At 70.4% G+C, this 21,110-nt stretch carries 19 protein-coding genes; 12 read left to right on the forward strand and 7 right to left on the reverse strand.

Annotated elements, in window-relative coordinates; genetic code table 11:
* The first annotated feature begins 101 nt into the window (after positions 1 to 101).
* The 5 genes from OG878_RS22620 (at position 102) to OG878_RS22640 (ending at position 3,822) form a co-directional block, all read left to right on the forward strand.
* Complete coding sequence (locus tag OG878_RS22620; protein ID WP_328888465.1) at positions 102 to 917, forward strand: phosphatase; 816 nt, start codon at positions 102 to 104, stop codon at positions 915 to 917.
* A 128-nt stretch (positions 918 to 1,045) separates the two neighbouring features.
* Entirely contained in the window at positions 1,046 to 1,258 is a 213-nt protein-coding gene (locus OG878_RS22625) for a helix-turn-helix domain-containing protein (protein ID WP_277326791.1), read from the forward strand.
* 109 nt (positions 1,259 to 1,367) lie between these two features.
* On the forward strand, positions 1,368 to 1,466 hold the full coding sequence (locus tag OG878_RS22630; RefSeq protein ID WP_003948845.1) for a 30S ribosomal protein bS22: 99 nt from the start codon (positions 1,368 to 1,370) through the stop codon (positions 1,464 to 1,466).
* Between the two features lie 208 nt (positions 1,467 to 1,674).
* Positions 1,675 to 2,757 (forward strand): NAD-dependent epimerase/dehydratase family protein, encoded by a 1,083-nt coding sequence (locus tag OG878_RS22635; RefSeq protein ID WP_328888466.1) that lies wholly within the window; start codon positions 1,675 to 1,677, stop codon positions 2,755 to 2,757.
* A gap of 15 nt (positions 2,758 to 2,772) precedes the next feature.
* The gene (locus OG878_RS22640; RefSeq protein WP_277326789.1) at positions 2,773 to 3,822 is read left to right on the forward strand and encodes a lysophospholipid acyltransferase family protein; all 1,050 of its coding nucleotides are present in this window, start codon (positions 2,773 to 2,775) and stop codon (positions 3,820 to 3,822) included.
* A 125-nt stretch (positions 3,823 to 3,947) separates the two neighbouring features.
* Here the strand turns inward: OG878_RS22640 and OG878_RS22645 are convergent, their stop codons facing one another.
* The 3 genes from OG878_RS22645 to OG878_RS22655 all read right to left on the reverse strand — a co-directional run bounded on the left by OG878_RS22645 (position 3,948) and on the right by OG878_RS22655 (position 7,466).
* Positions 3,948 to 5,144 (reverse strand): DUF5667 domain-containing protein, encoded by a 1,197-nt coding sequence (locus tag OG878_RS22645; protein WP_328888467.1) that lies wholly within the window; start codon positions 5,142 to 5,144, stop codon positions 3,948 to 3,950.
* Between the two features lie 210 nt (positions 5,145 to 5,354).
* Positions 5,355 to 6,131 (reverse strand): ECF subfamily RNA polymerase sigma factor, BldN family, encoded by a 777-nt coding sequence (locus tag OG878_RS22650; RefSeq protein WP_266417839.1) that lies wholly within the window; start codon positions 6,129 to 6,131, stop codon positions 5,355 to 5,357.
* A 381-nt stretch (positions 6,132 to 6,512) separates the two neighbouring features.
* Positions 6,513 to 7,466, reverse strand: a complete 954-nt coding sequence (locus tag OG878_RS22655; protein WP_328888468.1) for an HAD family hydrolase — start codon at positions 7,464 to 7,466, stop codon at positions 6,513 to 6,515.
* A gap of 181 nt (positions 7,467 to 7,647) precedes the next feature.
* On the opposite strand from OG878_RS22655, the gene OG878_RS22660 reads away from it, so the two are divergent.
* The 6 genes from OG878_RS22660 (at position 7,648) to hemB (ending at position 14,243) form a co-directional block, all read left to right on the forward strand.
* Positions 7,648 to 7,923: a glutaredoxin family protein gene (locus tag OG878_RS22660; protein WP_328888469.1), complete on the forward strand. Its 276-nt coding sequence runs from the start codon at positions 7,648 to 7,650 to the stop codon at positions 7,921 to 7,923.
* A gap of 272 nt (positions 7,924 to 8,195) precedes the next feature.
* Positions 8,196 to 8,966 (forward strand): redox-sensing transcriptional repressor Rex, encoded by a 771-nt coding sequence (locus OG878_RS22665; protein WP_328888470.1) that lies wholly within the window; start codon positions 8,196 to 8,198, stop codon positions 8,964 to 8,966.
* Positions 8,963 to 10,459, forward strand: coding sequence for a glutamyl-tRNA reductase (locus OG878_RS22670; protein WP_328888471.1), 1,497 nt, complete (start codon positions 8,963 to 8,965; stop codon positions 10,457 to 10,459). Before OG878_RS22665 ends, OG878_RS22670 begins: the two co-directional genes overlap by 4 nt.
* Complete coding sequence (gene hemC / locus OG878_RS22675) at positions 10,456 to 11,442, forward strand: hydroxymethylbilane synthase (protein WP_328888472.1); 987 nt, start codon at positions 10,456 to 10,458, stop codon at positions 11,440 to 11,442. Before OG878_RS22670 ends, hemC begins: the two co-directional genes overlap by 4 nt.
* On the forward strand, positions 11,439 to 13,106 hold the full coding sequence (locus OG878_RS22680; protein WP_328888473.1) for a bifunctional uroporphyrinogen-III C-methyltransferase/uroporphyrinogen-III synthase: 1,668 nt from the start codon (positions 11,439 to 11,441) through the stop codon (positions 13,104 to 13,106). Before hemC ends, OG878_RS22680 begins: the two co-directional genes overlap by 4 nt.
* A 138-nt stretch (positions 13,107 to 13,244) precedes the next feature.
* Positions 13,245 to 14,243, forward strand: coding sequence for a porphobilinogen synthase (gene hemB, locus OG878_RS22685; RefSeq protein ID WP_328888474.1), 999 nt, complete (start codon positions 13,245 to 13,247; stop codon positions 14,241 to 14,243).
* Positions 14,244 to 14,270: 27 nt separating this feature from the next.
* Here the strand turns inward: hemB and OG878_RS22690 are convergent, their stop codons facing one another.
* The 3 genes from OG878_RS22690 to argS form a co-directional block, all read right to left on the reverse strand.
* The gene (locus OG878_RS22690; RefSeq protein WP_328888475.1) at positions 14,271 to 14,813 is read right to left on the reverse strand and encodes a HEAT repeat domain-containing protein; all 543 of its coding nucleotides are present in this window, start codon (positions 14,811 to 14,813) and stop codon (positions 14,271 to 14,273) included.
* Positions 14,814 to 14,907: 94 nt separating this feature from the next.
* The gene (locus tag OG878_RS22695; RefSeq protein ID WP_328888476.1) at positions 14,908 to 15,714 is read right to left on the reverse strand and encodes a DUF4253 domain-containing protein; all 807 of its coding nucleotides are present in this window, start codon (positions 15,712 to 15,714) and stop codon (positions 14,908 to 14,910) included.
* A 127-nt stretch (positions 15,715 to 15,841) separates the two neighbouring features.
* Positions 15,842 to 17,617, reverse strand: a complete 1,776-nt coding sequence (gene argS / locus OG878_RS22700; RefSeq protein WP_328888477.1) for an arginine--tRNA ligase — start codon at positions 17,615 to 17,617, stop codon at positions 15,842 to 15,844.
* Positions 17,618 to 17,751: 134 nt separating this feature from the next.
* On the opposite strand from argS, the gene lysS reads away from it, so the two are divergent.
* Complete coding sequence (gene lysS, locus OG878_RS22705; RefSeq protein ID WP_328888478.1) at positions 17,752 to 19,512, forward strand: lysine--tRNA ligase; 1,761 nt, start codon at positions 17,752 to 17,754, stop codon at positions 19,510 to 19,512.
* A 120-nt stretch (positions 19,513 to 19,632) separates the two neighbouring features.
* Here the strand turns inward: lysS and OG878_RS22710 are convergent, their stop codons facing one another.
* The gene (locus OG878_RS22710; protein ID WP_443049148.1) at positions 19,633 to 20,979 is read right to left on the reverse strand and encodes a DUF2637 domain-containing protein; all 1,347 of its coding nucleotides are present in this window, start codon (positions 20,977 to 20,979) and stop codon (positions 19,633 to 19,635) included.
* Between the last annotated feature and the right edge of the window lie 131 nt (positions 20,980 to 21,110).

Consider the following 21,110-nt stretch of genomic DNA (forward strand, 5'->3'; position numbering starts at 1 on the left):
TGCGGCCGTTTCCGCGCAGCGGTGCGGAATGGTTACGCCAACTGTGGGGCGTAACCGGGCTTCTGGCCCTCCGTCCGGGTGGTTGGGGGAGCATCGGCAGGGTGTTGAGCACCGGAGCGCTGCGTGCGCATCTGCTGGCGTCCCGGCTGGCCGGGTCCGTGGCCACCTCGCGGGACGTGAGCCTGCGGAGCTATCGGCTGTTCGCGGCGAGGGATCCGCGGGTGCTGCTCGGGCTCGATCCGGCATGGGGGTGGGAGGAGTCCGATCTGCTTCGGCTGATGGCAGACAAGTGCGGGGTCTCGGCCGATCCTGGTCATGTTTCGGGCCCTGATGTGATCGATCCGGAGCGGACTCTGGCCGGTCTGGATGCGTTTGCCGAGCGGTTGTCCAGTGTCGCGGTCCGGCGGGCGCCCGTGCTGCTCGGGACGGGGCATCCCCACCGGCTGCTCGGGTTCTACGCCGCGCTGGCAGACGCTTTGTCGGCGGCCGGGTGCCCCGTACTCACCCCCGCGCAGGGGCGATGTATCGACATAACGACCCGGTTCGGCGTACGCACGTACCACCTTGATTACGTACGGGGTGTCGCGCTGGTGCGCGAAACCGGCGTGCGGGCCCCGGGCGGTGAGCCGGGCGCACATACCCACTCCCCGCTGCCGGTTCGGGTGGCGCTGGAGGCCGCCGTGGCTGCCCACGGATGGCTGCCCGAGCTGGTCGTCGGGGACCACGGATGGGTCTGCGGGGCAGGTCAGCTGGGCATCGAGGCGATCGGTCTCGCGGACACGGACGACCCGGCGCTGTTCGTGGGGGAGGCCGAGGGTCAGGTTGCGGTCGCCGTTCCGCTCGACGACGCCGTGCGGTCCGCTTACTACCGGCCGCTTACTCGCTATGTACTCAATCGGGCGTGTCTGTCACAGTAGGCGGCCGATGGTCCCTCCTCTTCCCCACTCGCATCACCCGCCCCTAATCTGGGGAGTGAGCGCACAACGACGAAGAGTCACCGGAGGGGAAGCCGGTGCGCGTCTCGTGCGGAAGGTACAGGTGGGTCATGGCTGCTGGCAGCGAGAGGCCTCTCAACGAGGTCAAGTTTCTGACCGTGGCGGAAGTCGCCTCGGTCATGCGAGTGTCGAAGATGACCGTGTACCGCTTGGTGCACAGCGGTCATCTGCCGGCGATCCGGGTGGGCAGGTCCTTCCGGGTGCCGGAGCAAGCGGTTCACGAGTATCTCCGCGAGTCCCTGGTGGGGGTGGAGTCCGCCTGAGGTTCGCCTCGGATTACGCCCCTCACGCGGTGGCGGGTAGGCTAGGCCGACGTAGGTCGTGTGGGCCCAGACGCCCCGCACCAGTGAAGAGAAGTGAGCGAGGGTAGTCGTGGGCTCTGTTATCAAGAAGCGGCGCAAGCGGATGGCCAAGAAGAAGCACCGCAAGCTGCTCAAGCGCACGCGCGTTCAGCGTCGCAACAAGAAGTAGGCGAACGCAGTTCGTGAATCCGCAGCCCTCCCGCCGACTCGGCGGGAGGGCTGCGGTGCTTTGTGCGGGCGACGTGAGCGGGTGCGGGCGGCCATACACATATTTGGGCCAAAGACTCGGCAGAACGCCGTCGTGCAGTCATCACAGGGCAACATCCACCCGCTACGGTGACGGCCAGGGGAAACCTCTTCGACGGAAGGCGCTGATCTTGGGGAAGGTCGTGCTCGTCACGGGAGCGGCCCGGCAGCTGGGTGGCCGGTTCGTGCGGCGTATCCAGCGTGATCCCGACGTGGACCGGGTGATCGCCGTCGACGCGATCTCGCCGCGGCACCAACTGGGTGACGCCGACTTCGTCCGCGCGGACATCCGGCAGCCCGCAATCGCCAGAGTCCTGGCCGAGCGCGCCGTCGACACGGTCGTGCATCTGGACGTCAGCGGCAAGGCGCTCGGGGCCGGTGGCCGCACCACGGTCAAGGAGACCAATGTCATCGGCACCATGCAGCTGCTCGGTGCCTGCCAGAAGTCGCCGACGGTCCGGCGGCTGGTGATCAAGTCGAGTACGAGTGTGTACGGCTCCGCGCCGCGCGATCCGGCGGTCTTCACCGAGACCACCCCGCCCAAGTCCCTGCCGAGCGGGGGTTTCGCGAAGGACGCCGTGGAGGTCGAGGGGTACGTACGGGGCTTTGCGCGCCGCCGGCCGGACGTGGCCGTGTGCGTGCTGCGGTTCGCGAACATCCTGGGGCCCGACGCGGACTCGCCGCTCGCCGACTATCTGTCGCTGCCCGTCCTGCCGACGGTGTTCGGTTACGACCCGCGGCTCCAGTTCGTCCACGAGGACGACGTCATCGACGTACTGAGGATCGCCTCGCACGAACCGCGGCGCGGGACGCTGAACAGCGGCACGTTCAATATCGCGGGCGACGGGGTGTTGCTGCTGTCGCAGTGCTCGCGTCGGCTCGGGCGGCCGACGGTGCCGGTGCTGCTGCCGGCCGTCACCTGGGTGGGCCAGGCGCTCCGTACCGTCGGCATGACGGACTTCTCACCGGAGCAGATCCGGCTGCTCACGCACGGCAGGGTGGTCTCCACCGTGCAGATGCGCGAGACGCTGGGGTTCCACCCGGTATTCACCACCGCGGGGACGTTCGCGGAGTTCGCACGGAGTCAGGCACCCGGACTGCTGCCGCCCGAGGTGATCGGCAGGGCCGTCGACCGGCTGGCGGCGATGCCGTTCGCCGGCGGGACCGGCGTCACCGGGGCCGACGCCACACAACCGACCCACAGCGCGAGATAGAGGAGCGCACCGACGATGGCGGATGCCAAGGTCATTCCGTTCGACGACGACCGTTCACGGTCGGGCGGCGCGCCGCGGTCGGCGCGGCGGCGGTCCGGAGCGGGCCCTGCGGTGGGCACTGCGGCCCTGAGCGCCCTGCCCGGGCAGCTGGACACCGCGCCGGTCCAGGAGGCGGTGCAGGGGGACGGGGAGCCCGTGGAGGGTACGCAGGACGAGGTCCGGCGAGGCGGCTGGGACCGGCGGATCGCGGGCGGGCTCGCGTTCCTCCGGCGGCGGGTCACCGGTGACTACGAGGTCGACGAGTTCGGGTACGACAAGGAACTCACCGACCAGGTCCTGATGTCGATGCTGCGGCCGTTGTACGAGAAGTACTTCCGGGTCGAGGTGAAGGGCATCGAGAACATCCCGTCGGACGGCGGGGCGCTCGTCGTGGCCAACCACTCGGGGACGTTGCCGCTGGACGGGCTGATGCTCCAGGTCGCCGTGCACGACAACCATCCGGCGGGCCGTCATCTGCGGCTGCTCGCCGCGGATCTGGTCTTCATGCTGCCGGTGGTGAATGAACTGGCCAGGAAGGCGGGGCACACGCTGGCCTGCGCGGAGGACGCGGAGCGGCTGCTCAGGCAGGGGCAGGTCGTCGGTGTGATGCCGGAGGGCTTCAAGGGCATCGGGAAGCCGTTCGGTGAGCGGTACAAGCTGCAGCGGTTCGGGCGCGGCGGTTTCGTGTCGACGGCGCTGCGGGCCGGGGTGCCGATTGTGCCGTGCTCGATCGTGGGGGCGGAGGAGATCTACCCGATGATCGGCAACGCGAAGACGCTGGCGCGGGTGCTGGGGGTTCCGTACTTCCCGATCACGCCGACGTTTCCCTGGCTGGGGCCGTTGGGGGCGCTGCCGTTGCCGACGAAGTGGACGATTCAGTTCGGTGAGCCGATTCCCACGGAGGGATATCCGGTGGAGGCGGCGGAGGATCCGATGCTGATGTTCAACCTGACGGATCAGGTGCGGGAGCAGATTCAGCACACGCTGTACAAGCTGTTGGTGCAGCGGAGGTCGGTGTTCTTCTGACGGCGCGTGTCGGTGGGCGGGCGCGTCCGGTGGGCGCTCCGTCCTCCATCGCCGAACGGACCCCGATCGCCGGACAAGCGCGTGGAGCTGGTCGCGCTGTGGCCGGCGATCGGGGTCCGTGGGTGTCAGTAGTCGTCCGTGTCGTCGTCGCTGTGGATGCCCAGGCCCGGGAGCAGACCGGGGAGCAGCGGCGGCAGCGTGACGTCCGGTGTGGGCGGGGCGCTGTCCCTGCCCGTGGTGGACGGGCTGGCGCCCGGGGACGGTGGGTCCAGGAGGCCGTCCGTGCCGCCTGCGACCAGGTCGTCCTCCGAGGTGGACGCGGAGTCGGACGGGTCCGGGGTGCCTCTGCTGCCCGTCTGGCCCTCTGAGGCTTCGGGGAAGGCGGGGGCAGGGTCGTCCGTGCCCGGCGAGTCTCCGGTCGGCTGCGAGGAGCCGGGCTCCTGGATGTCGGTGCTCCGGTCCGGGGTGCGGGGGAGCAGGGACTGCAGCGGGGCGACCTCTTCGTCTATGGCCTCGAATACCGAGCTGACCTCGTCCCCGACGTCCGTCAGCTGGACCGGCAGCCGGTCGCGCAGGCTGCTCCACGTCTCGCGGTGGGAGCGGGAGAAGGAGTCCAGGGTCTGGATCGGGGCGAGCGCCCCGTCGCGCTGGTACACGGCGTGGAGCAGGCGGTGGCCCTCGCTGGCGTCGTGCGTCATGCCGTTGAGCGTGCGCCTGATCTCGCCGAGTGATTCGTGGTCCAGATCGCCCGTTCGGCCGCGCTCCATCAGCCGGCGGGCCTCGCTCAGCCGGGTCGACGCCTGGTCGAGGTAGACCTCGCCGCGGTCGGCGTCGCCGTCGGCCATGCCGAGGTGGATGTCCTCCATGCCGCGCTTCAGCCCGTAGAGCGAATCACCCGGCAGGGCGTCGGAACTGGCAGCGGCCACTCCGCCGAAGGCTCCCGCGGCCACACCGACGGTGAGTCCGCCGGCGGCGAGGCCCTTCGTCCAGCGGGAGCGGGGGCGCAGTTTCCGGAGCGGGGAGGCCCGGTGGGCCCCCCTGCCCCGTTGTTCGGGCACGGTAGGGCCCGTGGACGCGCCGCCCTCGGCAAACATGGCTTCCATGGCGGCGACGAGCTGGGCTCGCTGCACCATTTTGACCTGGGGATCCAACTCGGGCCTCGGCAGCTCACCGAGGCCGTTCGCCAGGGCCAACAGCGGTCCGTGGTCGGCCTGTTCGGCCGGGTCCTCGGGCTGTACGGCCGCCGCACCCGGGAGCTCCTGCTCCTCCAGGGCCTGGGCGAAGGCGTTCGCCCGCCGGTGTGCCGAAACGTTTGCGATCACTGGCGGCACCTCCTCTCGTCATGACGGTCGACTCCCCTGGGGGTCCGGAAGGTTGCACACCTTGAGCGTTTCCACACGAAAGAGTGAGTGTCGGCGGGCAAGGAGTGACGACAGGGGGCCTGCAACCGGCACAACGAGCGGCTCGGCACTCGGGTTACGCGCAAAAGATGATCGGAACAGTGCGTGACGCGCATGTCGCCGAGCGTGTTCTCAGCGGGCATCGTCCGGCAGCAGCCGGGCGAGGGTGCGGACGGCGCGGTACTGCAAAGTTTTGATCGCGCCTTCGTTCTTGCCCATCACGCGGGCCGTCTCGGCGACCGAGAGGCCCTGCAGGAAGCGCAGGGTCACGCACTCCTGCTGCTGGGGGTTGAGCCGCCGCACGGCCTGCAGCAGTGCGGCGTTGGAGAGGGACTCCAGCACGGAGTCCTCGGGGCTGCGCTCGACCTCGTTGGCGTCGAGCATCTCGCCGGTGGTCACTTCCAGCCGGAAGCGGCTGGACTTGAAGTGGTCGGCCACCAGGTTGCGGGCGATCGTGACCAGCCAGGCGCCGAAGTCGCGGCCCTGCCAGGTGAAGGTGGAGATGCGGCGCAGGGCGCGCAGGAAGGTCTCGCTGGTGAGGTCCTCCGCCGTCGCCTTGCCGCCGACGCGGTAGTAGATGTACCGGTACACCGTGTCGCTGTACTGGTCGTAGAGGCGGCCGAAGGCGTCGGCCTCACCGGCCTGTGCGCGCTCGACGAGATCCATCATGCGCGCGCTGTCGCTGTCGGCGGTCGGCCGACGAACGGTGGACGTGGTCGTTGCGCCGCGGTTGCTGCGTCTTCCGACCGCCGCACCGCGCTCGGCCAGGGCATAGCAAGGGCCGACAGGTGCAGGGGTGGCAAAGGCGGGTACGGCGTACGCGGTGGGGACGAAGCCGCGCAAGCGGTCGGCGACCGTTGCGCGCAGCGTAGCCAGGCCCGAGGTGTCAACCCCGACGTGTGGGTACACGGGACTCCCAGAGGCAGAGCTTCCATCACGTGCAGTGCGAAACCGTCACTCGTCGTAGTGAGTGGTGGGTTCCGGAATGCGTCTGAGGAGAATAACGCTTCGTACAGGCAGTGCTACACCCAGTTGCTCAAATCATCGGTTCCGTCGCTTCTGTAGCGACTATGAGGCGCATCAAGTAGCACATCGTGACCGGTTATTGATCGGATTACTTCGTGATCTGCCTGCGGCCGCAACGGGTTGTGGTCGGGTGCGCGCAATCCGACTGGCGGGAGCGGTTCGTGGGTATGGGGCCCCGATTGGTGGCGGGGGGCCGGGCGTGGCTCGGCCCCCTGGACGGGGGCCGAGCACGCGTGCGGCAGACGGCCGGCCGTGTATGTGCGGTCAGCGGCGGCGGCGGTGCAGGGCGACCGCGGCCGCGGTGCCGCCCGCGAGGGCGCCGACGCCGGCCGCCGGGATGCCGACCTTGGCCGCCTTGCGGCCCGTGCGGTAGTCGCGCAGCCGCCAGTCGAGGGCCCGGGCGTGCTTGCGGAGCTTGGTGTCCGGGTTGATCGCGTAGGGGTGACCGACCAGCGACAGCATCGGGATGTCGTTGTGCGAGTCGCTGTACGCCGCGCAGCGCGCCAGGTCGAGGTCCTCGGCGGCGGCCAGGGCGCGTACCGCCTCGGCCTTCGCGGGTCCGTGCAGCGGCTCGCCGACCAGGCGCCCGGTGTAGACGCCGTCGACGGACTCGGCGACGGTGCCGAGCGCGCCGGTCAGACCGAGGCGCCGGGCGATGATCGTGGCGGTCTCCACCGGGGCGGCGGTGACCAGCCAGACCTTCTGCCCGGCGTCGAGGTGGGCCTGGGCGAGGGCGCGGGTGCCGGGCCAGATGCGGTCGGCCATGTACTCGTCGTAGATCTCCTCGCCGATGGACATCAGCTCGGAGACGCGGTGACCCTTGACGATGGACAGGGCGCTGTCGCGGGCGTCCTGCATGTGTTCGGGGTCCTCGACGCCGGCCAGCCTGAACCAGGCCTGCTGCCAGGCGAACCGGGTCAGTTCGCGGCGCTGGAAGAACTTCCGCTTGTACAGGCCGCGGCCGAAGTGGAAGATCGCCGCGCCCTGCATGACGGTGTTGTCCAGGTCGAAGAAGGCGGCGGCCCGTTCGTCGCCGACGACAGGGAAGGCCGGTTCCGGCTCCGCGGTCGTGGAGGGGGTCGTGTCGGTGGATCGTTCGGGGGACTGTTCGGCGTGGAGCGACGACTTCCGCGCTGCTTCGGCTGCTGCCTCGCCTGCCAGCACGCTCCGTGCTGTCGCGGAACGTCTACGGGGTGTGAGCCATCCAAGAGCGGCCATGTCGTGAGCATAGCCAGTCCGTTCGGCCCTTCCCGGCCTGCCGGGATGCGGTGGCGTGAACTCTCGGGGGCCGAATTGTTAAACGGGCGATTCCGGGCGTACCGGTTCCATGCCGTGTCCGTACCGGATGTGTGCCGGGCGCGTTTCCGGAAGGAGCGGGCGGGCGGCGCAGAATGAAGGCATGAGTGCTTTGCTGCGTCGTACGAAGAAGAAGCCCGCGGACCGGTTGGTGACCCTGGTCGGGAAGCCGGGATGTCACCTCTGTGACGACGCGCGGCTGGTGGTGCGGGAGGTGTGCGAGGAGACCGGTGCGTCCTGGGAGGAGAAGGACATCACCCAGGACGAGGAGCTGCACCGGGAGTACTGGGAGCAGATTCCGGTGGTTCTCATTGATAACGAACAGCACACGTTCTGGCGGGTGGACCCGGTGCGGCTGCGCAGCGCACTGCTTTCGTGAGCGAAACCCGGTTACCATCATGGGCGTTTTGAGTGGTCTCGGGGGCGTAGTCGTGAGGAGTGTGTGCTGCTTTGCCCCCTTCGGGCCTGCAACGGGCTGATGCGATCCAAGGTTCCGGGATCGCGCAACGAATGCGCGTGACCCCGGTCACTTTGACCGGACAAAACGGACACCATCTTTGTGCACGCGTTCACAAAGACATAGCCTGCATTCGACGGGGCGGTCTTGGAACATATGGCCGCCTGCAGCCCCGCTCATCCCGCAGGAGCACCGTGGCAACTGGCCGAACTCACCGACCGGCGACCCGTAGCCGAGGAATTCCCGAGGCCACCGTCGCCCGGCTTCCGCTGTATCTGCGCGCACTGACCGCGCTCTCCGAGCGCTCGGTCCCCACGGTCTCGTCCGAGGAACTCGCCGCCGCGGCAGGGGTCAACTCCGCCAAGCTGCGCAAGGACTTCAGCTACCTGGGGTCCTACGGAACGCGCGGTGTCGGGTACGACGTCGAGTACCTCGTCTACCAGATCTCCCGCGAGCTCGGGCTCACCCAGGACTGGCCGGTCGTCATCGTCGGCATCGGTAACCTCGGCGCCGCGCTCGCCAACTACGGCGGCTTCGCCTCCCGCGGTTTCCGCGTCGCCGCGCTGATCGACGCCGACCCGGCGATGGCCGGTACGCCCGTCGCCGGGATCCCCGTCCAGCACGCCGACGAACTGGAGAAGATCGTCGGCGACAACGGCGTGTCGATCGGTGTCATCTCGACCCCGGCCGGTGCCGCGCAGCAGGTCTGCGACCGGCTCGTCGCCGCCGGCGTCACCTCCATCCTGAACTTCGCGCCGACGGTGCTCTCCGTGCCCGACGGCGTCGACGTCCGCAAGGTCGACCTCTCGATCGAACTCCAGATCCTCGCCTTCCACGAGCAGCGCAAGGCCGGTGAGGAAGGCGCCGCGGGCGGCATCGACCAGGCCGCGCCGCCCGTGCGAGCCGCCGCGAGCAGCAACCGGAAGGGACCCGACGGGGACATGCCCGCCGTGATGCCGGCATGAGTCTCCTTGTCGTAGGGCTGAGCCACCGCAGCGCCCCGGTCTCCGTACTGGAGCGGGCGTCGCTGGCTGCCGAGACGCAGGCCAAGCTGCTGCAGGACACCCTCGCCGCGGAGCCCGCGGCCGAGGCCGCCGTCCTCGCCACCTGCAACCGCATCGAGCTGTACGCCGACGTGGACAAGTTCCACGCGGGCGTCGCCGAGCTGTCCACGCTCCTCGCCCAGCACAGCGGGGTCGGACTGGACGAGCTCACTCCGTATCTCTATGTGCACTACGAGGACCGGGCCGTCCACCACCTCTTCTCGGTGGCGTGCGGGCTGGACTCGATGGTCGTCGGCGAGGGCCAGATCCTCGGCCAGATCAAGGACGCGCTGGCGCTGGGGCAGGAGATCCACACGGCCGGCCGGCTGTTGAACGACCTCTTCCAGCAGGCCCTGCGGGTCGGCAAGCGCGCCCACAGCGAGACCGGGATCGACCGGGCCGGGCAGTCGCTCGTCACCTTCGGTCTGCAGCAGCTCGCCGACGGCGCGGACACCGCCGACTGGGCCGGCGGCAAGCGTGCCCTGGTGATCGGCGCCGGCTCGATGTCGTCGCTGGCCGCCGCCACGCTGGCCCGTACCGGTGTCGCCGAGATCGTCGTCGCCAACCGGACCCGGGCCCGCGCCGACCGGCTCGTCGAGATCCTCAACCAGCCCTGCGGTACGGGTGTGGTCGCCCGGGCCGTGGAGATGGCCGCGGTCTCCGACGAACTGACACGTGCCGATGTCGTCGTGTCCTGCACCGGCGCGACGGGTCTCGTGCTGACCGGTGAGGCCGTCGCCGATGCGCTCGGCCTGCCGTTCGACGCGGCCGTCGGCACCGTCGAGGCGCCCGCCGCCCCCGCCGCCGATCTCGACCAGCACGCGGCATGGGTGGAGAACGGCTCCGGACCCGCGACCGCACAGGCGCAGGCCGTCCGCCGGGCCACCGTGCCCGCGCAGTCCACCGGGCCGGTCCGGCTCGCCCTGCTCGACCTCGCCATGCCGCGCGACATCGACGGAGCGGCCGCCCGGCTCGCCGGTGTGCGCCTCGTCGACATCGAGTCGCTCGCGGAAGCGTCCGCGGACGCCCCGATGGCCGCCGACGTCGACCTGGTCCGCACCATCGTCGCCGACGAGGTCGCGGCGTTCGGCGCCGCCCAGCGCGCCGCCCACATCACCCCGACCGTCGTCGCCCTGCGCACCATGGCCGCCGATGTGGTGGCCGGCGAGATCGCACGGCTCGACGGACGCCTCCCCGACCTGGACGAGAAGCAGCGCGCCGAGATCACCCAGACCGTGCGCCGCGTCGTCGACAAGCTCCTGCACGCGCCCACCGTGCGGGTCAAGCAGCTCGCCAGCGAGCCCGGCGGCGCCGGGTACGCCGACGCGCTGCGGGAACTCTTCGACCTCGACCCGCAGACGGTCGCGGCCGTCTCCCGGGCAGACCTGAACGACCCGAATCGAGGGCGGTCATGACCGACAACTCACCCCTGCGCGCGCAGGCCGGCGCGCCGCTCCGGCTGGGCACCCGGCGCAGCAAGCTCGCCATGGCCCAGTCCGGCCACGTCGCCGACGCGGTCAGCGAGGTGACCGGGCGTGCCGTCGAGCTCGTCGAGGTCACCACGTACGGAGACACCTCGAAGGAGCATCTCGCGCAGATCGGCGGCACGGGTGTGTTCGTCGCCGCGCTGCGCGAGGCGCTGCTGCGCGGCGAGGTGGACTTCGCCGTCCACTCGCTCAAGGACCTGCCGACCGCCCAGCCCGAGGGCCTCGTGCTGGCCGCCGTGCCCGTGCGCGAGGATCCGCGCGACGTGCTGGTGGCGCGGGACGGGCTGACCTTCGAGCAGCTGCCGCCCGGTGCCCGCATAGGCACCGGCTCGCCGCGCCGCATGGCGCAGCTCAACGCGTACGCCCGCAGTCATGGCCTCGACATCGAGACCGTACCGATCCGGGGCAACGTCGATACGCGGATCGGATTTGTACGAAGCGGCGAACTGGACGCGGTGGTTCTCGCCGCGGCCGGACTCAGCCGTCTCGGCCGGACCGGTGAGGTGACCGACTTCCTGCCGGTCGACACCGTTCTGCCCGCTCCCGGCCAGGGAGCACTGGCGATCGAATGTGCTGCAACCAGCGCGGACCTCGCCGCCGCGCTCGCCGAGCTCGACGACCCGTACACCCGGGTCGCCGTGACCGCCGAGCGTTCCCTGCTCGCCGCCCTGGAGGCCGGCTGCTCCGCACCTGTGGGTGCGCTGGCCGACCTCCTGGCCGACGGTCAGGCTGTCAATGAACTGCGCCTGCGCGGTGTCGTCGGTTCCACCGACGGCGCCTCGCTGGTACAGATGTCCATCACCGGTCCCGTCCCCACGTCGCACGACGACGCGGCGGCCCTCGGTCGCGAGCTCGCGGCCGAGATGCTTGCCAAGGGTGCGGCCGGTCTTATGGGGGAGCGAGCACTTTGAGCCCCACCGGCCCCGCCGCATCCGACTTTCCGGTCCTGTCCGCAGGGCACGTCACCTTCCTCGGCGCCGGTCCCGGCGATCCGGGACTGCTGACTCTGCGCGCCGTCGAGGCGCTCGCGAGCGCGGACGTTCTTGTCGCCGAGCCGGACGTGCTCGGCGTCGTCCGCGGCCACGCGCGGGCAGGCGTAAGCACGCCTGAGCTGACGGTTGTTGACGTCTCGTCAACAGCCGCCGACGTTCCCGTTCTCAGGGACGCGGCCAATCTTGTCATGGAGGCCGCGAAGGGCGGCAGGCGGGTCGTCCGTGCCGTCTCCGGGGACCCGGGACTCGACGGGAACGCGGGCACCGAGATGCTCGCCTGCGCCGCCGCAGGCATCCCCTTCGAGGTCGTGCCGGGTGTGGCGAACGGCGTGGGTGTACCCGCGTACGCCGGCGTGCCGCTGCGTGACGCGCAGGGCGCCGACGTCCGGTTCGTCGACGCCCGTACCGCCTCGGACCGCTGCTGGACCGAGCTCGGCGCGAGCGACGCCACGGCCGTCGTCTCGACGACGCTGGACTCGGTCGCGGCCGCCGCGGGCGAGCTGGTCTCGGCCGGCCGCAAGCCCGACACCCCGCTGACCGTCACGGTCGCCGGTACGACGACCCGGCAGCGCACCTGGACGGCGACCCTCGGGACGATCGCCCAGGTCCTGAAGCAGGCCAAGGTGCTGCCGTCGCCGGACGGGCACCAGCCGGTCATAGCCGTGGTCGGGGAGCGCAGCTCCGCCGCCCAGCGCGACCAGCTCGCGTGGTTCGAGTCCAAGCCGCTGTTCGGCTGGAAGGTGCTCGTGCCGCGCACGAAGGAGCAGGCGGCGTCGCTCTCCGACCAGCTGCGTTCGTACGGCGCCGTGCCGCACGAGGTCCCGACGATCGCCGTCGAGCCGCCGCGTACGCCCCAGCAGATGGAGCGGGCGGTCAAGGGTCTCGTCACGGGCCGCTACGAGTGGATCGCCTTCACCAGCGTCAACGCGGTCAAGGCCGTCCGGGAGAAATTCGAGGAGTACGGGCTCGACGCCCGCGCCTTCGCCGGGATCAAGGTCGCCGCGGTCGGCGAGCAGACCGCGGCCGCGCTGATCGACTTCGGCGTGAAGCCTGACCTGGTGCCGTCGGGTGAGCAGTCCGCCGCCGGTCTGCTGGAGGACTGGCCGCCGTACGACCCGGTCTTCGACCCGATCGACCGTGTCTTCCTGCCGCGCGCCGACATCGCCACGGAGACGCTGGTCGCCGGGCTCATCGAGCTGGGCTGGGAGGTCGACGACGTCACTGCGTACCGCACGGTCCGCGCCTCGCCGCCGCCGTCCGACACCCGTGAGGCCATCAAGGGCGGCGGTTTCGACGCGGTGCTCTTCACCTCGTCGTCGACCGTCCGTAACCTGGTCGGCATCGCGGGCAAGCCGCACAACGTGACCGTCATCGCGTGTATCGGCCCCGCCACCGCGAAGACCGCCGAGGAGCACGGCCTGCGGGTCGACGTCCTGTCGCCGGAGCCGTCGGTGCACAAGCTGGCCGAGGCGCTCGCCGAGTTCGGCGCGCAGCGCCGGGAGGCGGCGAAGGAGGCCGGTGACCCGGTGACGCGGCCGAGCGAGCGGCGTCCCGGGGCGCGCAGGCGTCGCACGACGACCTGACCGGCCCGTTCGGGAGTGTTCAGGGGCCCGGTTGCTTCGGCAGCCGGGCCTCTGCCTGTTCGCCGGCCCGTTCTCCCGTTCGTTTTTCCGGCACGGGTGTCGGTAAGACGGTGATGTGTACGGGTCTATCGTCGAAGGATGACTGTGTACGGAAACTTCCCCGGCTCCCGCCCCCGGCGGCTGCGGACGACCCCGACGATGCGGCGGATGGTCGCCGAGACACGGCTCGACCCGGCGAACCTGATCCTGCCCGCGTTCGTACGCGAGGGCATCACCGCGCCCGTCGCCATCTCGGCCATGCCCGGTGTCCAGCAGCACACCCTGGACACCCTCCGGAAGGCCGCCGTAGACGCGGTCTCGGCCGGGGTCTCCGGGCTCATGCTCTTCGGCGTTCCGGCGGACGAGAAGAAGGATGCCCGGGGGACCGCGGGAACCGACCCGGACGGCATCCTCCAGGTCGGTCTGCGCGCGGTGCGCGAGGAGGTCGGTGACGATCTCGTCGTCATGTCGGACCTGTGCCTCGACGAGTACACGGACCACGGTCACTGCGGTGTCCTGACCGCCGACGGCCGCGTCGACAACGACGCCACGCTCGAGCGGTACGCCGAAATGGCCCAGGTCCAGGCCGACGCGGGCGCCCATGTGGTCGGTCCCAGCGGCATGATGGACGGCCAGGTCGGCGTCATCCGCGACGCGCTCGACCAGACGGGCCACGAGGACGTGTCGATCCTCGCCTACACGGTGAAGTACTCCTCGGCGTTCTACGGACCGTTCCGTGAGGCCGTCGGCTCCTCGCTCAAGGGCGACCGCAAGACGTACCAGCAGGACCCGGCGAACACCCGGGAGTCCCTGCGCGAGCTGGCGCTCGACCTCGAAGAGGGCGCCGACATGGTCATGGTCAAGCCGGCCGGGCCGTACCTGGACGTTCTTGCGAAGGTCGCCGACGCGGTGGACGTGCCGGTCGCCGCGTACCAGATCAGTGGCGAGTACGCGATGATCGAGGCCGCCGCCGAGAAGGGCTGGATCGACCGGGACGCGGCGATCATGGAGAGCCTGACCGGGATCCGGCGCGCGGGTGCGCAGATGATCCTGACGTACTGGGCGACGGAGGTCGCCGAGCGGCTGCGCCGTTCGTAGCAGCGGACACCTGGAGCCCGCGCCGAATCAGGCCGCGGGTTCCAGGCCCCAGGACGTGAGGATGCGGACCGCCTCGTGGCCCAGCGCGGCGTCCTCGGACAGCCGGTGCAGCACCTCGATCCGCTTGTCGCTGGGGCCCGCCTCGTCGAGTGCGGCCAGGGCGTTGTCCCGTACGAGCCGGTCGAAGTCGTCCATGATGGCGGCTGCCAGCACCTCGTGGACCTCGGGATCGTCGGCGTAGGGCCCGAGCGCCATGGCCGCGTACTGGCGGACCAGGTTCTCGTCGGGGCCGCGCAGCACCGCCAGCAGCGCCCGGCCCGCGCGGAGCCGGGATTCGGCCTCGGTCGGCGGCCGCAGGCGCAGTGCCTTGGTGGCCTCGACCCTGGCGACGTCGTACTCCTCGGTGTCGGCGGTCAGCGAGGTGAGGAACGGAACGATCACCGGATGGTCGGGCCGGTCCGAGAGTAAGTCGCCCATGTCGGCGACGAGTTCACGTTTCTTGTCGCTTTCGGCAGGCAGCGCACGGAACTGTTCGACGAGGCTGTCTGTGAGGCTGTCTGTCCGGTCCATGATGTGTGTGCTTCCCCGAGCGCGGTGTCGTATTCCTCGGCGGAAGCGGCCGGTCCCCGGCGGGAGTTTGCCGGGGACCGGGCGAGGTGCGTCCTCAGTCCCACCAGAACGACCACGACTCCTGGCCCAGCAGGTGCTGGTCGGCGTAGGCCTGCAAGGTGTCCGGAGTGTTGTGGGCGATGTTGTCCGGGCAGAACGCGAAGTGCTCGGCGGCCAGCGCCACGGCCTCTTCGGACGAGGTGGGCGGGGCTGCCACCGAGACGGTCAGATGGTCGAAGCCGAGCGCCACGACCCGTATGCCGAACCGGTCCTCCCAGGAGCGGAGCACCGCGCAGAGCCGCGCCACGTCGTTCTCGTGGTTCAGCGGTCCCGTCCAGCCGATCGCCGCGGGTATGTCCGCGCTGCGCCGCGCGGGGACCAGCGCCGCCCGGGCTCCCGGCATCCGGCCGTCCGTGTCGGTGAGCCGGGCGGCGATCCCGGCGGCCCGCTCCTCCGCGTCGACGGGGTCGCTCACGGCCCGGGCGGGAGCGAGGCCCGGCCACTCCGGGCCGAACGGCTCGATCGCCGTCTCTTCCAGCTCGTCCTCCGCATACTCCTCCCAGAACTCGCCCAGCACGTCCTCCGCGTGGTGGTCACCCGGGTACGACGTCATGGAGGGGCTGAGCTCCCACTTCTCGGGCCACTCGCCGCGTGTTCCGCCGTCCAGGAGGACGGGGAGCAGCCCGACCGTCCTGCCCTCGGCGAGCAGCCGGGGCCAGGTGTCCGGGGCGGCGGGCCCGTCCGCGTACCAGAGCAGCGGTTCGTGCCACGGGCCGTCGTGTGTCGCGTCGACCAGGGTGCCGGGCGGGAGCCGGAGTCCGGAAGCGGCCAGTGACGGCAGGGGGTTCGGGAGTGTCGCCATGCCGGTGACCTTAGAGGTCGCCACCGACGACCGACGGTCCGGCCCCCGGCGTGACCGGGCCTGCCCGGTCTGCGAGTTGGCCCGGCACCGATCGGTGCCGGGCCCCATCGCCGTGTGCGGGGTGATGTCAGAGGCGCTCGGGCGTCCGGATGCCGAGCAGCGCCATGCCCCGGTGCAGAGTGCGGGCCGTGAGGTCGCAGAGGAAGAGCCGGTTCTCCACGACCTCGGTGGGGTTGTCGTCGCTCAGCACGTGGCACTGGTCGTAGAACGTCGTGTAGTGCGAGGCCAGCTGGTAGAGGTACGCGGCCAGCTTGTGCGGCTCGTACGTCGACGCCACCTCGGCGAGGTTCTCGCCGAACTGGTCCAGGTGCAGGCCCAGTGCCCGCTCGGCCGGGGCCAGCGCCAGCTCCGGGTGGGCGACCGGCCGGATCTCGCCCGCCTTGCGCAGGATGGACTTGATCCGGGCGTACGCGTACTGGAGGTACACGGACGTGTCGCCGTTCAGCGACACCATCTGGTCCAGGTCGAACTTGTAGTCCCGCACCGCGGACGTGGAGAGGTCGGCGTACTTCACCGCGCCGATGCCGACGTACTCGCCGTTCTCGACGATCTCCTGCTCGGTCAGGCCGACCTTCTCGGCCTTCTCGCGCACGACGGCCGTCGCCCGGTCGATCGCCTCGTCCAGCAGGTCGACCAGCCGCACCGTCTCGCCCTCACGGGTCTTGAACGGCTTGCCGTCCTTGCCGAGGACCGTGCCGAACGCCAGCTGGACGGCCTTGACCTCGTCGTTCAGCCAGCCGGCCCGCCGGGCCGTCTCGAAGACCATCTTGAAGTGGAGCGACTGCCGGGCGTCCACCACGTACAGCAGGGTGCTCGCCTTGAGGTTCTGGACCCGGTCACGGATCGCGGAGAGGTCCGTCGCCGCGTAGCCGTAGCCGCCGTTCGTCTTCTTGACGATGAGCGGCGTCGGGTTGCCGTCCGGGCCCTTCACATCGTCGAAGAACACGCACAGCGCACCCTCGGAGCGGACGGCGACGCCCGTCTCCTCCAGGATCCGGCAGGTCTCCTCGAGCATGTCGTTGTAACCGGACTCGCCGACGATGTCGGGGTCACGGATCTCCATGTCGAGCTTGTTGAAGACCGAGTAGAAGTAGATCTTCGACTCGTCGACGAACCGCTGCCACAGCGCGACCGTCTCCTCGTCACCGGCCTGGAGCGCGACCACCCGGTCCCGGGAGCGGGCCTTGAACTCCTCGTCGGAGTCGAACAGCGCCCTCGACGCCTTGTAGAGCCGGTTGAGGGAGGACATGGCGGCCTCGCCGTCCGCCTCGTCGGCGTCCTTGTGGTCCAGCTCGTGCGGGTGCTCGATCAGGTACTGGATGAGCATGCCGAACTGGGTGCCCCAGTCGCCGATGTGGTGGCGCCGGACCACGCTCTCGCCCGTGAACTCCAGGACCTCCACCATCGCGGCACCGATCACCGCGGAGCGGAGGTGCCCGACGTGCATCTCCTTCGCCACGTTCGGCTGCGCGTAGTCGACGACCGTCGTGCCCGCGGTCTGCGCGTAGGGCACACCGAGCCGGCCCTCGTCGTCCGCGGCGCGCGCGGCCAGGGTCTCGAGGATCGCCTTGTCGCTGAGGGTGATGTTCAGGAAGCCGGGACCCGAGACCTCGATCTCCTGGATCAGGTCGCCCGCCGGGATCGCGGCCGTCACCTGGGACGCCAGCTCCCGCGGGTTGCCCTTCAGCTTCTTGGCGAGCGCCAGGATCCCGTTGGCCTGGAAGTCGGCCCGGTCGCTTCGGCGCAGCAGCGGGTCCGCGGTGCCGGCATCCGGCAGAGCTGCCGTCAGGGCGTCCGCCAGCTGCTGCTGGAGCGTGGAAGCGAGGGAATTGACCGAGGCCATGGGACGGCTGCCGTTTCCGTAGGGGTACAAGGGATCACGCCCAGTATCCCACGCACTGTAAAGCCGTTTTCGCACTGTCGGGTGGACCTGGGAGAATGGGTGCTGCCCCTACGAGCCCTACCAGAGAGAAGGACGTGCCGACCGTGGCTCAGAGTCAGAGCAGCACCGAGGCCGACTGGGTCTCCCGCTTCGCGGACGAGGTCATCGCCGAATCGGAGCGTCGTGCGCCTGGCAAACCGGTCGTCGTCGCGTCCGGTCTTTCGCCGTCGGGCCCCATCCACCTCGGCAACCTCCGCGAGGTCATGACCCCGCACCTGGTCGCGGACGAGATCCGCCGCCGGGGGTACGAGGTCCGCCACCTGATTTCCTGGGACGACTACGACCGCTACCGGAAGGTCCCGGCCGGCGTCCCCGGTATCGACGAGTCGTGGGCCGAGCACATCGGCAAGCCGCTGACGTCCGTGCCCGCACCGGCCGGGTCCGCGTACCCGAACTGGGCCGAGCACTTCAAGGCCGCGATGACGGCCGCGCTGGACGAGCTGGGTGTCGTGTACGACGGCATCAGCCAGACGGAGCAGTACACGGCGGGGACGTACCGCGCGCAGATCCTGCACGCGATGAAGCACCGCGCCGACATCGACGCCGTCCTCGACCGGTACCGGACGAAGAAGGACCCGGCGGCCGCGGGCAAGGGCAAGAAGCCGCAGCAGCAGAAGAAGGTCGACGAGGCCGAGCTGGAGGCCGAGGCGGGCTCCGGCGCGGCGAGCGAGGACGACGGCAGCGGCGGCTCCGCCGGCTACTTCCCGTACAAGCCCTACTGCGGCAACTGCGAGAAGGACCTCACCACCGTCACGTCGTACGACGACGAGACGACCGAGCTGAACTACACGTGCAACGCGTGCGGTTTCGCCGAGACCGTCCGGCTCAGCGAGTTCAACCGCGGCAAGCTGGTCTGGAAGGTCGACTGGCCGATGCGCTGGGCGTACGAAGGCGTGATCTTCGAGCCCAGCGGTGTCGACCACTCGTCGCCCGGCTCGTCGTTCGTCGTCGGCGGCCAGATCGTCCGCGAGGTCTTCGACGGTGTGCAGCCGATCGGCCCCATGTACGCCTTCGTCGGCATCTCCGGCATGGCGAAGATGTCCTCCAGCAAGGGCGGCGTGCCGACGCCGGCCGACGCGCTGAAGATCATGGAGGCGCCGCTGCTGCGCTGGCTGTACGCGCGCCGCAGGCCCAACCAGTCCTTCAAGATCGCCTTCGACCAGGAGATCCAGCGGCTGTACGACGAGTGGGACTCGCTGGCCCGCAAGGTCGCCGACGGCTCGGTGCTGCCCGCCGACGCCGCCGCGTACGCACGGGCCGTCGGCACGGCCGCCGGTGAGCTGCCGAGCACGCCGCGCCCGCTGCCGTACCGCACACTCGCCTCCGTCGTCGACATCACGGCCGGGCACGACGAGCAGACGCTCCGGATCCTCAGCGAGCTGGACCCGGAGAACCCGCTGACCTCGCTCGACGAGGCACGGCCGCGGCTCGACCGCGCGGAGAACTGGATCACCAGCCAGGTCCCGGCCGAAGCCCGCACCGTCGTCCGCGACGAGCCGGACAAGGAGCTCCTCGGTTCGCTGGACGACCAGGGGCGCCAGTCGCTGCGGCTGCTCCTGGAAGGGCTGGACTCGCACTGGTCGCTCGACGGGCTGACGACGCTCGTCTACGGCGTGCCGAAGGTCCTGGCGGGGCTGGAGCCGGACGCCAAGCCGACGCCCGAGTTGAAGACCGCGCAGCGGTCGTTCTTCGCCCTGCTCTACCGGCTGCTCGTCAGCCGGGACACGGGACCGCGGCTGCCCACGCTGCTGCTCGCCGTGGGGGCGGACCGGGTGCGGAGGCTGCTGGGCGCGTAGCCGCCTGCTGCTGTTGCACGGAGGGCCGTCACCCGGTGATGCGGGTGACGGCCCTCCGTGCTGCGCGTTCCGTCCTGGGCGTTCCGTCCTCGAGCGCCGGGCGGTCCGGGTGGTGCCGGTCTAAGCGATGTGATCCGCTTCCAGCTCCGAGTGGTACCGGTTCTTGAACTCCGGCATCAGACGGCGGATCAGGGCGGCGCTGCGGGGGTGCCTGACGTTGTGGCCGTCCGAGACATGTATGTCCAGGGCCTCGACGCTCGGGTAGTCGTTGTGGTTGTTCACGTACGCCGCGAACACCTCGTACGCGATCTCGCCGAACTCCGCGTCCTCCTGCGCCCACTCGGCCGGGTCCGCCTCGGGCTGCTGCTGCGGCTGCTGCGGCTGCTGCGGCTGTTCCGGCAGGGGTTCCTCGCTGCGGGGGTGCGGGACCGCGCCGATCGTGCCCACGTTGCCCAGGGGGCGGGTGCGGCCGCCCGGACCCGACGGGATCATGACGGGGGTGGGCTCCAGGCCCTCGACGTACGTCGGGTTGTACGTGCCCTCGTACGCACCCTCCGAGACCTGCTGAGCCGCGAACCACGGGCTGTCGTGCGAGCCGGGGCCCTCCTGCGGCCACGCCTCGGCGGCCGGGTCGGAGGGGTGGGCGTGCTGCTGCTGGTGCGCTGGCTGGTGCTGCTGGGGGTCGGCGTACTGCGCCTGCTGTTGTTGCTGCTGCGGGGCGTACGGCAGTTCGGCCTGGGGTTGTGCCGTCTCGACGGCCGGGGCGGGGGCCGGGGGCAGCAGCGCGGGTTCGATGCCCGCGGCCGCCAGCCCGGCCGGGCCGGTGTCGGCCAGCGGGACGCCGAACTTCGCCAGTCTGAGCGGCATCAGGGACTCGACCGGGGCCTTGCGGCGCCAGTTGCGGCCGAAGCGGGCCTGGAGCCGGGCCTGATAGATCAGCCGGTCCTGTTCGAGCTTGATGACCTGCTCGTACGAACGCAGCTCCCACAGCTTCATCCGGCGCCACAGCTTGAACGTGGGGACCGGGGAGAGCAGCCAGCGGGTGAGGCGGACGCCCTCCATGTGCTTGTCGGCCGTGAGGTCGGCTATCCGGCCGACCGCGTGCCGGGCGGCCTCGACCGCGACCACGAACAGCACCGGGATCACCGCGTGCATGCCGACGCCCAGCGGGTCGGGCCAGGCCGCGGCGCCGTTGAAGGCGATCGTCGCCGCAGTCAGCAGCCAGGCCGTCTGGCGCAGCAGCGGAAACGGGATCCGCATCCAGGTCAGCAACAGGTCCAGCGCCAGCAGCACGCAGATGCCCGCGTCGATGCCGATCGGGAAGACCAGGGAGAAATTCCCGAAGCCCTTCTGTTCTGCGAGCGCGCGCACGGCGGCGTACGAGCCCGCGAAGCCGATCGCGGCGATGACTGCCGCGCCGGCGACGACGACCCCGATCAGTACTCGGTGCGTGCGTGTCAGCTGCATCGCGGCCACCCGCGATCCCCTCCCTGTATCCCCTTCTCCGACCTCTGGCGGGCACAGCCTGGCACATGTGCGGGGGGTGTGTTGCGCGGGGAGGGACGAAGTCCGGTTCCCGGGGGAGCGCCGGACTTCGT

It is taken from the genome of Streptomyces sp. NBC_00316 (assembly GCF_036158715.1).
GTDB lineage: Bacteria > Actinomycetota > Actinomycetes > Streptomycetales > Streptomycetaceae > Streptomyces.